The following is a 14,123-nucleotide window of genomic DNA, read 5'->3' as shown; positions in this document are numbered from 1 at the left end:
CTGCCCACCCTAGTACCGTCGAGGGGCCCCGGACGTCCCCTGGGGCTGGGTGCCGGGGCGGCGGTAGATGCCGTGCCACCAGGTGTGCGCGAGTTCGCGGGCGAACGCGGGGTCGCTCGCGGCGTCGGCAGAGGTGACCTGGTCCGTCAGGGCGCGCTCGCCGCCGGTGACGATGATCCGCGTGGCGCTCACGGGGTCGAGGCCGGCGGGGGTCCGGCCGGCTTCCTGCTCGGCGCGGAGGATCTTGATCGTCCAGTCGGTGAACTGGTGGAGCTCGGCCGTGAAGTAGTCGCGCACGGCGCTGTCGTACGTCGCGACCTCGGCGAGCGCCCGCCGGACCGCGGCGTGCCGCCGGTAGACCTGGATCACGTGCAGGAAGGCCTCCTCGAGCCCCTCGACGCCGGCCGCGGGCTGCCACGCCGAGGTGACGTCGAAGGACGAGGCCATGAGCTCGTTCGCCAGGCGCAGCAGCAGGTCGGTCTTGTCGCGGAAGTGGCTGTAGAAGGTCGAGCGGGCGACGCCGGCCTCGGTGCAGATCTGCTGCACGCCGAGTTCCGTGAAGGTGGCGCCACCGGCCAGCAGGCGCTGGGTCGCGGCCAGGACGTCCGCCTCGGCCGAGGTCGGGCGGCCGACCTTTGCGGAGCGTCGGCGGGTGATCGAGGGCATGTCCGGATCCTGGGTCGTCGTGAGGCGGGGGCCGGCGGGGAACGTCACATTACACCGCGTCCGGACATCGTGTAGCGTAATTTCCGGACGCGATGTCCGGACGCCATATCTGGACGTGGCGATCGGAAAGGCGTGCCCTGCCCCGATCGCCGCCGCGACCGAGCAAGCACGTGTGTGTATGAGGAGTGACTGTGAAATATCGACTGCTGGGACGTACCGGGGTCTGGGTCTCCGAGATCTCCCTGGGCGCGATGACGTTCGGAGGCAAGGACCACCCGGTGTACGGCACCCACGGGGCGCTGGGGCAGGAGGACGTGGACCGCGTGGTCGGCGCGGCGCTGGACGCCGGGATCAACTTCCTGGACACCGCGGACGTCTACGCCGACGGCGAGAGCGAGGAGCTGCTCGGCCGGGCGGTCGGGCGGCGCCGGCGGGACGTGGTGCTGGCCACCAAGCTGCTCGCTCCGGTCGGGCCGGGGCCCAACGACCAGGGGCTGTCGCGGCTGCACGTGACGCGGGCCCTGGACGACAGCCTGCGCCGGTTGGGGACCGACTACATCGACCTCTACCAGATCCACAACCACGACCACCTGACGCCCCTGGAGGAGACCCTGAGCGCCCTCGACGACGCGGTGCGCCAGGGCAAGGTCCGCTACATCGGGTGTTCCAACCTGGCCGCCTGGCAGATCAGCAAGGCGCTGGGCATCTCCGCGCTGCACCACCAGGCGGCGTTCGTCGCCAACCAGACGCACTACTCGCTGGTGGCGCGCGACGCCGAGCACGAGCTGGTGCCCCTGGCCGAGGACGCGGGGCTGGGCCTGACGGTGTGGCAGCCACTGGCCGGCGGGTTCCTCACCGGCAAGTTCGACCGCGGTGGGGCGACCACGGAACCGGACTCCCGCCGTGCCCGCAACGGCTTCGACTTCGTGCCGTTCGACGAGGACCGGGGATTCGCGGTGCTCGACGTGGTCCGGGCCGTCGCGGCGCGGCACGAGGTCGGCCCGGCCCGGGTGGCCCTGGCCTGGCTGCTCGCGCAGCGCGCCGTCACCAGCGTGATCGTCGGTGTCCGCACGGTGGAGCAGCTCGCGGACAACGTCGCCGCCGTTGCCCTGACGCTGACCGAACAGGACCTCGCCGAACTCGACGAGGTCAGCAGGCCCCCGGCGCTGTATCCGCACTGGATCCAGCAGTGGTTCGCCCCGACCCGGATCCCCGCCGGGAACCTGGCCTGACGCACTGCCGCTCGGGCGCGGGCCGCACTCCGGATCCGGTCCGGAGGACCATCTGATCGCCTGGCCTCGGTGCCGTCGTTGCGCCCATGCGGCGGGGTGATCCGACGGACGAGTTCGGCGTCAGGACGGCGCGAGGACGCAGAACTCGTGGCCCTCCGGGTCGGTCAGGCACGTCCACGGGACGTCGCCCTGGCCGAGGTCGAGGTCGGTGGCGCCGAGGGCCCGCAACCTGGCTACCTCCGCTGCCTTGTCGTCACCGGGGTTCGGCAGCAGGTCGAGATGGACGCGGTCCGGCACGGTCTTCACATCGGGCGTGCGCAGGAACTCGAGATAGGGGCCGGCATTCTTGGCGGAGCGCAACACCGCACGATCGTCTGTCACCTCGTGCAGGGTCCAGTCCATCGCCTCGTCCCAGAACCGGGCCATGGCCCGCGGATCGGCGCAGTCGACCACCACCCGGGCGATCGGGCCGGTGTCCCGGTGGATCTCCAGGGGCTCCAGCACGCAGAACTCGTTCCCCTCGGGGTCCGCGAGGACCGTCCACGGCACGTCGCCCTGGCCCACATGGGCGGGCGTGGCACCGAGAGCCCGGAGGCGCGCGACCAACTGCGCCTGATGGGTCGCGGAGGTGGTGGCGAGATCGAGGTGCACACGGTTCTTCGTCGCCGTCTTTAGTTCCGGCACGGGAACGACGTCGACGCCGACGGTCACCGGGTCCGGCCAGACGAGGCCGCCCGCGGGTCCGGCGTAGGTGGTCACGCCGGGACTGTAGGCACTCCAGCCGAGCGCCGCCGCCCAGAACCGGCCGACCGCCGAGGCGTCAAGGGCCTTCACGTTCACCTGAACGGGTCGCAGTGCCATGCCGGCGATCCTATGCACCCGCACCGCGACGCATCCGCACCGCCGCCGGACGGAGATCGACCTCAGGACAGGCGCGGATCGCGCACACCCTTCCCGAACTGCGGGCATGCGCAACGGCAAACGGGCCGACGCGCACTCAGGGGCCCAGTTCGGCGTCCAATCCATCCGGCCAGTTTCCGTCGGCCAGCCCGGCCGCCACCAGCAGGTCACGCCAGTCCGTCCGGGCGAGTCGAACGGCTTCCCGGAACCGCTGAGTCTGCACAGCGGCGGCAGCCTGGCGGGCACGGCGGGTGGCACCCGTCTGGCCGGGGCCCAGGAGCAGGCGGCGATGCCGGCCGGGGTGCCCGGGCCGGCGCAAGCCGCTGCGGTGGCAGCGCCGTTGCCGCCGCAGCCGGTGTCGGCGCCGACGGTCCCGCCGGTCACGGGCGCCTTCGGGGCGGCGCCCCCGGCCGCCACGCCCGCGCTGGGCCGGGTGACGTTCGGCTCCCTGTGGCGGGGGCGAACGGCTCGCCCCGTTCGCGGCGACGCTGCTGTCACTGCCCGTGGTGATTTTCGCGTGGAACTCCTACGAGTACTCGGGCTCGACGATCACCGTGGCACTGGTCGCCGCGTGGCTGACCGCGCTGGTGCTGACGTTTCTGCGTCCCGGTCTCGCGGGAGCCTTTGCTGCGGTCGCACCGGCCACCTTGCTGTCGGTTCGCGATGACATGCCGGGGACGGTGATCCTCGCGCTGCTGGTGGTGGCGTGTGCCGTGGGGGTGTTCTACCGGTCGGGCATGGCCGCCCAGGCCCTGTCCTACGGTGCGATCCTGTGCGCCGGCCCGGTCATCGCGAACACGGCCGGCTACTACGGCGAGGGGTCGACGTTCTCCCCCTGGCCGCCGCGGCCTGCACCGTCCTGGCCGCGGTCCGGCATCCGCGCCGGCAGTGCGAGGGCTGACCCTCTGCGCTCCCGTCCGGGCGTGGGGGAGGATGGTGCGGGCCTGTCCACACCCGTGGCGATGCCAACAGCCCTGGTCGAGCAGCTGGAAGAGGGGGACGGTGGAGATCGCCATGCAGCCCGGTGCCGCCGCGCGGACGCGCAAGCCGTTGAGCAGGAAGCGCATTCTGGCCGCCGCGGTGGCGCTGGCCGATGACGGCGGGGTCGCCGCGTTGAGCATGCGGAAGATCGCGGCGGCGCTCGGAGTGGTGCCGATGGCGCTGTACAAGCACGTGGCGAACAAGGACGAGTTGCTGGACGGCATGATCGACGCCGTGGTCGACGAGATCGACCCGCCTGCCGCCGGGGTGGAGTGGAAACGGGCGGTACGGGGGCGGGTGCTGTCGGCGCGCCGGATGCTGTTGCGCCATCCGTGGGCGCCGGGGGTGATCGAAGCCCGGATGAAGGCTCGTTCGGCTCCGACCCCTGCGGTGCTGGGGTACCTGGACTCGATGATCGGGATCTTCCGGGCCGGCGGGTTCACGCTGGACCTGGTCCATCACGCGATGCACATCATGGGCAGCCGTGTGCTCGGCTTCTCCCAGGAGTTGTTCGAGGACTCCCCGGGCGGCGAGCCGGATCCGGACGCGCTGCCGCCCGAGCAGATGGCCGCGCGCTACCCGCATGTCACCGAACTGGCCATGGCGGTCGCCCATGACGCGGAGTCCGTCGTCGGCGCCGGCTGCGACGACCAGCTGGAATTCGAGTTCGCCCTGGACCTGATGCTGGACGGCCTGGAGCGGCTCCGGCACGCGTCCTGAGCCGCCGAGAACACGTGCGCCCGAACCTCCCTCCCTCACGGCTCTTGACGGGTGTACGCCGTACACCTACGGTGCCCAGCAAGGGAGTTCGGACATTGGGGGGTTCGATGGAAGCGATCGTCCAGAAGAGTTTCGGCCCGCCGGAGGTTCTGCGGCTGGAAGACGTCGACCGGCCCGAGCCGGGCGCCGGAGAGGTGGTGGTGCGGGTACGCGCGGCGGCGCTCAACCCGTACGACTGGCACATGATGCGCGGCGACCCGTACGTGGCGCGGCTCATGGGCGGCATGGGGCTGACCCGGCCGAAGACGGCCGTGGCGGGGATCGACGCCGCCGGTCACGTGGCGGCCGTCGGACCGGGCGTGCGGGGCCTCGAACCCGGTGACGAGGTGCTGGGCTTCTGTCCTGGGGCCTGCGCCGAGTACGCCCGCACCACCGCGGACCTGGTGGTCCCCAAACCCGCGGGGCTGACGTTCGAGCAGGCCGCGGCGGTGCCGATGGGGGCGGTGACCGCGCTGCGCGGTATCCGGACCGTCGGCGGTGCGAAGGCCGGGCACCGCGTCCTGGTCAACGGCGCCGCCGGCGGTGTGGGTCACTTCGCGGTGCAGATCGCCGCCGCCCTGGACGCCGAGGTCACCGCGGTGTGCAGCCCGGGAAACGCGGAACTGGTGCGCTCCTTGGGCGCGGACCATGTCATCGACTACACCCGGCAGGACTTCACCCGGTCCGGCGTCCACTACGACCTGATCCTGGACAACGTCGGCAACCACCCACTCCGCCGGCTGCGCCGGGCACTCGCCCCGGCGGGCACCCTGGTGGCCAACGGTGGTGGATCGCCCGGCCGCATGGTCGGCGCCGTGGGCTCGACGCTCCGCCTGGTCGCGGCCAACGCCTTCGCCCGGCAGCGACTGCGCGTGATCCTCCCGGCGGCCCCGGCCGGCCCCACCCGGGACGACCTGCTCGCCGTCACCGCGCTCATCGACGCCGGCCGGCTCACCCCCGTGGTCGACCGGACCCATCCCCTGGCCGAGACCGCCGTGGGGATGCGTCATGTGGAGCAGGGCCACGCCCGCGGCAAGACGGTGATCACCGTTCCGTGAAGGCCGCGGCCCGCGTCGCCCGACGGCCGTACCCCCGCGGGTCGCCGGCTGTCACGACGCGGGTCGCCGGCCGTCACGACGCGGGCCACGCGGATCGCCGGCGGATGTTCCCCGAAGAATTGCCGGAAAACGGGACTTGGCCCGCATTCGTGCCGGGGTATCCCGCTCGCCTGCTCCGAACAGCCGGTTTCCGCCCGCAGTTGACGCGGCGTCGAACAGGGCGAGACGATGCCGACCGACCGGCGCCGATGTCACGGGGGTGTGCTCCATGGGCGTGGTGTTGCCGAGCTATCTGGATGAGGCTCTCGACCTGATCGGTGTGTCCTGGCCCAACGTGGACGAGGACGACTACCGCGAGATGGCGCAGGCCATGCGCGACTTCTCGGAGAGCCTGCGCGACGGCACCTTCGATCTGCACGCCGCCATGCAGGACATGGTGGGGGCCAACGAGGGCCCCGCCGTGGACGCCCTGGCCGCGCATTGGGAGATGGTGCGCGGCAAGCACCTCTCGGGCCTGACGGACATCGGTGAGGCGGCGGCTTTCGGGCTGGAAGCGGTCGCGGTGCTGATCGAGGGCGCCAAGCTCGCGGCCATCATCCAACTGGGCATCCTCGCCACGGAGATCGTCGCCGCGGTGGCGGCCGCACCCGTCACGCTGGGGCTGTCGTCCCTCGGCGGGATCGCCGGTACGCAGGCCTGCCGGATGATCGTGAAGCGGATCTTCAAGGAGGTCCAGCAGGCCGTCATCGACGAGATCATGTCCCGGGTGACCGCCCCCATCGAGGAGGCCATCGGGGCCATGGTCGGCGACCTGGTGGTCCAGGTCGGCTCGAACGCGCTGGGCGTGCAGGACGGCGTCGACCTCGGCAGGACCGCCAAGGCCGGCAAGGACTCCATGCAACTGGCCTCCGCCGGGCCGGGCGGAGGCGGTTCGGGCGGCAGCGGCGGGGGCACCGGGGGCGGCTCCGGCCAGATCAACGTCGATCTGCAGTCGTACGGCTCCCTGCAGGACTCGCTCAAGAGCGCCGGCGACCACTTCGACGGCCACAGCATGTCGCACATCGGCAAGGCCAAGACCCACCAGGGCCGCACCCGGGGCAAGGACGCCATCGCCAACGCCGTGAACGGCGCCATGGACAAGGCGATGACCGGCATCGTGGACGGGGTCAAGAAGGCGTCCAAACACATCGGCGACGACATGAAGCAAGGCGTCAAGCTGATGCACGACAACCACCACCAGAACGACGGCAAGATCGCCGACGACCTCCACAGGATCCACCGCCGGGAACCGAACCGTGACGAACTGCGCGACCAGCTCGGCGAGCGGCCCGTCTACCTCCTGGGCGACCGCGGGAAGATCCAGCGGCTCACCAAGAACGGGCCCGTCGACCTGACCGACGCGGACCGCGACCTGCTGGGCGTACCGCTGAAGCTGACGGGCGCGAACAAGGACACCGTCCCGCGCCGTCCCAAGAATCCCGACAACCCCTACGCATGGCCGGAGAGCACCCCGGAGGAAAGGGCCGCGCGGCCGCGCAAGGCCTCGACAAAGGTCCCCTTCTACGAGGACGAACTGTCCCGCGCGACAGCGCTCGCACGCCACGAGCAGGGCAGCTACGGCAACTACACGCCGGACAAGAACACCGGCGAGCCCAAGTTCAGCAGCAACAACTACGCCGCGGCACGTGTGGAATACGGGCACGAGGACGGCAGTACCCGGGATTTCATCCTGGTCGGACGGAGCAACAACCCCGTGCACTCGGAAAAGGTCATCGGCATACCCTTCCTGGAGAACGGGACGGGGCAGCATGTGAAGGACCTCTACACCGAACGGGCGCCCTGCAGTGAGAGCAGCGACTGCGCGGCGTGGATCCAGGAATGGATGCCGCACGTCAACGTCACCCACAGCATCGACTACGGGCCGTCAGCCGAATCCATGGAGCAGGGAAACCGGGAAGTGGAGGACCGGCTCAATCGGATGTATCCGGGGGAGCGGCCCGAGAAGAGAAGCCCTTGGACCAACTTCAAGGGCCTCCACCACCACTGAGATGCCCCACTGGTACCATCTGCACCCGTCAGCCGCCCCCGAATGAAAGCCCGGAAGCCGCGAAATGAGTCCCCTGATCGACCGCGTCGCCATGGAGTCGGTTTTCGGCCCCGACGAACTGGTGACTCCGGATGACGCGGCTCTCGCCGGAATCGCCCACGAGCCGACCCGGGTCTTTCTGAGGGACGTGGGCCTTCCGGACCAGATGGGCTGGTTCCAGGCGGATCAGCTGCTCGTCGACGGTGACCTGCGCGTCGGCGGCGAGGCCTGGCAGGCCGTGTCCAGGAAGTACCCGAGTTGCCCCTTCGACATGTCGGCCTGGCTGTCGCTGGGCGGGATCGGCATGGACGACGTCATGGTCGACACCAGGACCGGGGTCGTGTACTGCATCCCGGAGGACGGAAGCCCGCACGTCCTCAACAGCGGCGTGGACGCGCTGGCGTTCTTCCTCCACGCGCTGGAGGAGGAACGGCCCGACTACGATCCGGAGGCCGCCACCGACGAGGGCGTCGACCCGGAGGGCGCGCACGACCGGTTGCTGGCGCTGATGCGCCGGACCGACGCCGCGGCCATGGAGAACGAGGACTCCGCCTGGTACCTCGTTCTGCGGTACGTGCGGAACCTCATGCAGGACTAGCGAACCGGTACCCACCCCTTGAGGAGAACGACGACGTGACGCCCACCGGCGACCGCCTGACCAACCGGTTCGGCGCATCGGGAGTGCGGCTCCTGGAGACCGGGCCCGCAGTACCCGACCTCGTGGACGCCGCCGCCTGGGCGCACACCGCGGGCCTCGTCCTGCCTCTGCGCGTCAACCCGTACTTCCACACCCTGCCGGAGGAGCCGGTCGGTCTGCGCGCGTACGCGCAGGGCATCGGCAGGGACCTGGAGGGCGACCCCCACGCGTCCTGGACGCGCCTCGGCTCCGACCGCGCCTTCGACCTCTGCGTGGCTCCCGACGGCAAGGTGTGGGGCGTCCTCCTCGGCTACGAGGAGCCGGACAGGTTCGTCAGCTCCAGCCCGGCCCAGTTCGCCGAGAGTCTGCTGGAGGTGGACACCCTCCTGGAGGCCGTCACCACCGGCGAGGACCCCGGGCAGGCGTCGGCCGCCTACCAGGCCGCGCTCCGCCGGCTGGAGTCCGCGGACCCCGAGGCCTTCGCCGATCCGGAGCACTGGTGGCCGCTGGTGCTGGAGGACATCCGTACCACCGCCAGCGTCCAGTCCTTCGCGACGTTCGAGTTCGCGGCCCCGGACGGTACCAAGCACCTCGTCAGCGAGCCGGGGTCGATCTGCGTGCACGCGGAGGAACGGACCTGGTCGCGGATGTACGCGGCCGGTGTCGAGCCCGACCAGGTCACCCGCATCCACACCGAACTCGAGCCCTGCTTCATGCCGGGTCACTACTGCTCGATGTGGCTCGAGATGAGCTTCCCCGACGCCTCCCTCACCCACAACGTCTCCTACGGCGAGACCGCCGAGGAACGGCTCGCCGGCATCCGGGAACTGCAGGCGTTCGTCCGAAGCCAGTCCGAGAGAGGGTGACCCGCACTGACCACCCCCGGCATCCCCGCATGGCCGCCCCTGGACGGCGCGGCCGCCCGCCCGGCGCCCGCCCTCCACGCCTGGGCCGCCGACCCCGGCGGTGACCGGCCGCGTGCCGCCCTGGTCACCGGCCCACGCGGCACGGGCAAGAGCCGGCTGATCGCCTGGCTGGTCGCGGGATCGGCCGCCGACCCCCGGATCACCGTGCACGCCGTGGGATTCGCGCGCGGACAGACCGCCCGCACACTGGCCTGGCAGCTCGGCCGGCAACTCGGGTACGGCCCCACCGAGCCGGACGAACTCCTGGGACGGCTCCGAGCGGACCCGCGACCGGTGCTGCTCGCCGTCACCGATCTCCACCAGGCCGGACGGGGCCCGGCCCACCTGCCGTCCGGCCGACCCGGCACGGTCGTCGACGACCTCCTCGCCCCGCTGCTGGGGCTGCCGGACCTCCGTCTGATCATCGAGACGGAAGCACCGGAACTCGCCCGCACACCGGACGCGCTCGTCCTGACGCTGGAACCCGCCGACGACGCCCACCCGGTGGGGGCACCGCTGCCCGGCCCTCGCCCGGAGAGCGCCGTGACACCTGCCCCGCCGGCGCCGGGCCGGGACTGGCGCACCGCGTCGGCCGACGAGCGCGAACACGCCCTCGACCGCGCGCTGACCACGGGCACGGCCCACGAACTGCTCAGGGACCCCGGCTATCTGGTGTACGGATCGGTCCCGGCCATCACCGCCACCCTGGAAGACCCCGCCGTCCCCCTGCCTTCGAGCCTGCGCGCCGTGTGGGCCGACGCGGCTCCCGCGCTGTCGGCCCCGGACCTGCCCGACTCCCAACGGGCCGCCGTCCTGCACGCCGCGGCCGCCGGCACCGACCCGCGCCTGGCCGAGTACCTCAGGCCACTGGCCGAGTCGGGCCCCTGGACCACCCGCTGGTCCCGGCCGTCACGACCCGCGGACGCCCTCGCCCTCCTGCCGGGAGCCGCCGATTCCGACGGCACCCTCGTCTCGGCGAACGGCGTGGGGCAGCTCGCCCGGCTCGCGCTCGCCGACGGTCAGGTCGTCGCGAGCCCGTCGTCGGGCGGCACGCCATGGCGACCCGCGGCGCTCACCGCGGTGACGGACGACTGCCTGCTGGCGCTCGACGGATCGGGGACGCTCCACCCGCTTCCGCTGGCCACCGGGGCGCAGGTCCCCATGGGCCTGGGCTTTCTGGCCCTGCACCACAACTCCGCCTCGCTGGCCTCCCTTTCCGAGCGCCCCACCGCCGTAGCGTCGACCCCGCGCCACGTCGCCGTGGCGGACGGTCAGGGCCGCGTACGGCTGTGGCCGCTGTACGACATCGGGCCCGGCCCCCGCAGCGTCGAGCCGCATCGCACCGGCGTGACGGCGGTGGCCTGCCTCGACATCTCCGACGCCGCCGTGCTGCTGGTCACCGGCGGCCTCGACGGCACCGTCAGGCTGTGGGACACCGAGGGCGGCGACAGCCCGCCGGACCCGGTCGAGCGCCGTGCGGCGGTCCCCGTGGCCCTCGCGGCGGCCGACACCGAAGACGCCGGACCCGTCCTCGCCGTCGCCTGGTCCGACCGGCGGCTGCACCTGTGGCACCTGCTCAGCGGACGCAAGGCCGTCGTCCCCGCTCTGCACGACATCCAGGCCCTGGTCCTCACCGGAAGCGGCCACCTGGTGTCGGCCGGGCACCGGGGCATCCGCAGCACCAGGCTCGACCTGGCCGCCCTGTGGGCGCGGGAGGCCGGGATCCCGGCCGGGTAGGCCACCGCCGGCCCCGGGCCTGCGCGCCCGGGGCCGGAAGGAACGGAGCGTCTCGGCGGCCGTCGGCCGTCGGCTAGGGACGGGCGTAGGGCCGGGTCAGGACCTCCATGTTGTGGCCGTCCGGGTCGGCGAAGTACGCGCCACGACCACCGAACAGGCGGTTGATCCGACCGGGCTCGGTATGGCCGGGGTCGGCGTGGTGAGTGACGCCGATCGCCTCCAGGCGGGCGATCACCTGGTCGAACTGCTCCTCGGTCACGAGGAACGCGTAGTGCTGCGACTGGATCGGCTCGTCACGCTTCTCGTAATAGTCGAAGGTGACGCCGTTGCCGAGCTCGACGGGGAGGAACGGCCCGAAGGGCGCGCCGACCTCCAGGCCCAGTACGACGGCCAGGAACTCGGCCGACAACTGCCGGTCCCGGGCATAGACGGCGGTGTGGTCCAACTGGGCGGGAGCCGGCGACGGCTTGATCGCGGAGGGGTTCTGCTGGTCGTTGGGCATCGGTGACTTCGGTCTCCGGGTCTCGGGTTCGTGGGGACGGGTGCCGCATGGGGGCACCGCGGGGAGACTCGGAAGGAGGGCGGGGCTCTGGCCCGCCTCGCGCTCACGCCAAGGCCGGCGACCCTGCTCGTGCTTGGCTCAAGGCCGACCCGGCAGTCACCTCACAGAATGTAGTGACTGCCGAGGGGCCGGGCAACAGCGGGGTCAGGCGGTGGTGCTCTCGGCGGCCTGCAGGATGAGGCGGGCGACGGCCTCGGGCCGGGAGACGGATACGGCGTGGGAGGCGTCGATCTCCTCGGTGTGGGCTTGCGCGCGCTCGGACATGAAGTGCTGCGCGGCCGGGGGAATGTTGCGGTCGGCGGTGGCGACGAGGCTCCAGGAGGGGATCGCCCGCCATGCGGCGGCGGTGGCCGGCTCCTCCAGGGCGGCCGCGGCGACGGGGCGCTGGGTGGCGGCCATCAGGTCGGTGACGGTGTGCGGCACGTCGGCGGCGAACTGGTCCTGGAACGCCTCGGTCTTGATGTAGAGGTCGGTGCCGGTCCCGGTGTCGGTCAGCGGGAAGGGCGCCGTGTCGTCGGTCAGGGGGAAGGGCAGCGCGTCGAGGTTCGGGCCGAGGGTGCTCCCGGGGTACTTGTTCGACAACTCCAGGGCGCTCTCGCCCTTGTCGGGGATGAACGCGGCGACGTAGACCAGTGCCTTGACCTTCGTCTCCCCGGCGGCCGCTTCGCTGATCACGGCGCCGCCGTAGGAGTGCCCGGCGAGGACGACGGGGCCGTCCACGCCCTTCACCACGCTCGCGACGTACGCGGCGTCACCGGCCAGACTCCGCAGCGGGTTGGCGGCCGCGATGACCGGATACCCGGCCTCCCGCAGGTGCGGGATGACGCCGTTCCAGCTGGAGGAGTCCGCGAACGCGCCGTGCACCAGCACGATGGTGGGCTTGTGCGGGGCAGGGCGGGCGGTGGTGTCGTTCATGGTGGTTCTTCTCCTCGGAGGTTGCGGGTCGTTTCCCTCGCCGGTGCGCCGCTGGGGTGCTGCCGACACCGAGAAACATAGTGGCGTATTGCCTCGTGCACAAGTTACTTGTGGCCAATCAAAATGACCGGCCCGCAGTGAACGGCCAGCAGCGTCAAGTGACTTGTATATGCAGTTCACCGATATATAGTGACGGCCATGACTGAACGTTCTTTGCAGGAGCCGACGTTGCTCCTGCTCACCGCGCTCGCCGACGCGCCCCGGCACGGCTACGCGCTGATCGAGGAGGTCGCCGCCATATCCGGCGGCCGAGTCCGTCTGCGGGCGGGCACGCTGTACGGGGCGCTGGACCGACTGCTGGGGCAGGGGGTCGTCAGGGTCGAGCGCGAGGAGGTCGTCGAGGGCAGGCTGCGCCGGACCTACGCGCTCACCGACGCCGGCTACACGCTGCTCGCCGCCGAGGCGGACCGGTTGCGCACGACGGCACATGAGGCGGTGCGTCGGATCGGGCTGGCCCGCCCCGGCGCGGTGGCGCGCCCGGCGCAGGGCGGAGCGGGCGCGTGAGGGGTGATGAGGCCCGGGCGGGGGAGCGCGGTGTGCGAGGGCGGCATCCGGTGATCGCCCTGTACCCGGCCGCGTACCGTCGCCGGCGCGGCTCGGAGATCGCGGCGACCCTCGAGGACGTCACCGCTGGTGCGGGCCGGTGGCAAGCGCTGCGTGAGACGGCGGCCGTGGCGGGGCACGCGCTGCGGATGCGCACGGGCCTGGACTCCGCCCGGCCGGCGGGGCGCGCGATGGCCGGGCTGGTCCCGTACGTCGTCGCGGTGGCGGCCTCGTTGGCGGCGGCCCTGCTGGCCGTGTGGCCGCTCGATCCGCTGCCCTGGGACGGCGAGCGCACCTACACCCCGCTCGCCTACGCACCCTGGCCGGTTGCCCTGGGGTGCCTTCTCGCGGGCCGCTGGGCATGGGCGCGCATCGCGGCGGGCGCGGCCCTGCTCGGCGCGGGGGTCTCGGTACCGCTGGCCCACTGGTCGGGCGGCCCGGCGGGGCTGTCGCAGAACCTGCCGACCGTGCTCGGGCTGGCGTTTGCCGCGGCGGTGGTGCTGGCCGCCCCGCCCGACCTGCCACCGGTCGGCGCGCACGGACGTCGCACCGCCGCGCTGGTCGCCCTCGCCCTCGGCGTGCCCATGCTCGTGGGCTCGCTCACCGTCTTCCGGGCGCTCGTCGACGTCGGGGTGACCGAACCCGTGCGCGCGGACCCGATGCGCCTGCTCGCGTTCTTCGCTCCGCTCGTGCTGGCCTTCCCGGCGGCCTGGGGCCTGGCCCGCCTCCGGTACGGGGCGGTCTGCGCGGCGGTCCTGGTCGCTGCCCCGATGGTCGCCCTGCTGTACCACCACGATCTGATGGCCTCCGTCCCCTACGACTCCGGGAATCTGTGGGCGGAGGCCGCGATCCTGACGGGCGTCGCCGCGCTTGTCATCCGCCTGGGTCTGCGGCTGCGATCGGCTCGGGAGCGCCGCCGGACGACGTGAGTCCGCGACCGGCGCAAGCGGCCGGGCCGGACGGCATCCGGTCAACACTCCATTGTACGGGGGGAGTTGGGGGAGGGCGGATACGGGGTGCCCGCCCTCCGCCATGGCGTCGGGCACTACGGTCGCTGTCACAGAACCGGTGCGGGGTCGGTC

14 protein-coding genes are annotated in these 14,123 nt (G+C 72.1%); 10 read left to right on the top strand and 4 right to left on the bottom strand.

Going from position 1 to position 14,123, the window contains the following annotated elements; all coding sequences use genetic code 11:
• Positions 1–9: 9 nt before the first annotated feature.
• A complete protein-coding gene (locus OIE69_RS03350) occupies positions 10–666 on the bottom strand; it encodes a TetR/AcrR family transcriptional regulator (RefSeq protein ID WP_326570410.1) in 657 nt (218 codons plus the stop codon).
• A gap of 191 nt (positions 667–857) precedes the next feature.
• Here OIE69_RS03350 and OIE69_RS03345 point away from each other — a divergent pair, with 191 nt between their 5' ends.
• Positions 858–1,898 (top strand): aldo/keto reductase, encoded by a 1,041-nt coding sequence (locus OIE69_RS03345; RefSeq protein ID WP_326570409.1) that lies wholly within the window; start codon positions 858–860, stop codon positions 1,896–1,898.
• A 120-nt stretch (positions 1,899–2,018) separates the two neighbouring features.
• On the opposite strand, the gene OIE69_RS03340 is transcribed toward OIE69_RS03345, so the two are convergent.
• The gene (locus OIE69_RS03340; protein WP_326570408.1) at positions 2,019–2,759 is read right to left on the bottom strand and encodes a VOC family protein; all 741 of its coding nucleotides are present in this window, start codon (positions 2,757–2,759) and stop codon (positions 2,019–2,021) included.
• A 542-nt stretch (positions 2,760–3,301) separates the two neighbouring features.
• Between OIE69_RS03340 and OIE69_RS03335 the strand changes: the two genes are divergently transcribed.
• From OIE69_RS03335 to OIE69_RS03305, 7 genes are all read left to right on the top strand, one after another.
• Positions 3,302–3,895, top strand: a complete 594-nt coding sequence (locus tag OIE69_RS03335; RefSeq protein ID WP_326570407.1) for a hypothetical protein — start codon at positions 3,302–3,304, stop codon at positions 3,893–3,895.
• Positions 3,813–4,499 carry a TetR/AcrR family transcriptional regulator gene (locus OIE69_RS03330; protein ID WP_326580943.1) on the top strand — a complete coding sequence of 229 codons (687 nt, stop codon included), beginning with the start codon at positions 3,813–3,815 and terminating at the stop codon, positions 4,497–4,499. The genes OIE69_RS03335 and OIE69_RS03330 overlap by 83 nt, the downstream gene beginning before the upstream one ends.
• Positions 4,500–4,606: 107 nt before the next feature.
• Positions 4,607–5,596: an NAD(P)-dependent alcohol dehydrogenase gene (locus OIE69_RS03325; RefSeq protein WP_326570406.1), complete on the top strand. Its 990-nt coding sequence runs from the start codon at positions 4,607–4,609 to the stop codon at positions 5,594–5,596.
• Between the two features lie 268 nt (positions 5,597–5,864).
• On the top strand, positions 5,865–7,643 hold the full coding sequence (locus tag OIE69_RS03320; RefSeq protein ID WP_326570405.1) for a nucleic acid/nucleotide deaminase domain-containing protein: 1,779 nt from the start codon (positions 5,865–5,867) through the stop codon (positions 7,641–7,643).
• 64 nt (positions 7,644–7,707) lie between these two features.
• Positions 7,708–8,280, top strand: coding sequence for an SUKH-4 family immunity protein (locus OIE69_RS03315; RefSeq protein ID WP_326570404.1), 573 nt, complete (start codon positions 7,708–7,710; stop codon positions 8,278–8,280).
• Between the two features lie 35 nt (positions 8,281–8,315).
• The gene (locus tag OIE69_RS03310; protein ID WP_326570403.1) at positions 8,316–9,185 is read left to right on the top strand and encodes a nucleic acid/nucleotide deaminase domain-containing protein; all 870 of its coding nucleotides are present in this window, start codon (positions 8,316–8,318) and stop codon (positions 9,183–9,185) included.
• 213 nt (positions 9,186–9,398) lie between these two features.
• Positions 9,399–10,961, top strand: a complete 1,563-nt coding sequence (locus OIE69_RS03305; protein ID WP_326570402.1) for a WD40 repeat domain-containing protein — start codon at positions 9,399–9,401, stop codon at positions 10,959–10,961.
• A 73-nt stretch (positions 10,962–11,034) separates the two neighbouring features.
• Here the strand turns inward: OIE69_RS03305 and OIE69_RS03300 are convergent, their stop codons facing one another.
• Positions 11,035–11,463: a VOC family protein gene (locus OIE69_RS03300; protein ID WP_326570401.1), complete on the bottom strand. Its 429-nt coding sequence runs from the start codon at positions 11,461–11,463 to the stop codon at positions 11,035–11,037.
• 204 nt (positions 11,464–11,667) lie between these two features.
• Positions 11,668–12,438, bottom strand: a complete 771-nt coding sequence (locus OIE69_RS03295) for an alpha/beta fold hydrolase (RefSeq protein WP_326570400.1) — start codon at positions 12,436–12,438, stop codon at positions 11,668–11,670.
• A gap of 198 nt (positions 12,439–12,636) precedes the next feature.
• Here OIE69_RS03295 and OIE69_RS03290 point away from each other — a divergent pair, with 198 nt between their 5' ends.
• Together OIE69_RS03290 and OIE69_RS03285 are read left to right on the top strand one after the other, a co-directional pair.
• Positions 12,637–13,002 carry a PadR family transcriptional regulator gene (locus OIE69_RS03290; RefSeq protein WP_326570399.1) on the top strand — a complete coding sequence of 122 codons (366 nt, stop codon included), beginning with the start codon at positions 12,637–12,639 and terminating at the stop codon, positions 13,000–13,002.
• On the top strand, positions 12,999–13,970 hold the full coding sequence (locus OIE69_RS03285; protein ID WP_326570398.1) for a hypothetical protein: 972 nt from the start codon (positions 12,999–13,001) through the stop codon (positions 13,968–13,970). Before OIE69_RS03290 ends, OIE69_RS03285 begins: the two co-directional genes overlap by 4 nt.
• Positions 13,971–14,123: the final 153 nt, after the last annotated feature.

Source organism: Actinacidiphila glaucinigra (assembly GCF_035918135.1).
Classification (GTDB): Bacteria; Actinomycetota; Actinomycetes; order Streptomycetales; family Streptomycetaceae; genus Actinacidiphila; species Actinacidiphila glaucinigra.
The sequence above is the reverse complement of the archived record's forward strand: the minus strand, read 5'-3'. Positions and strand labels throughout refer to the sequence as shown.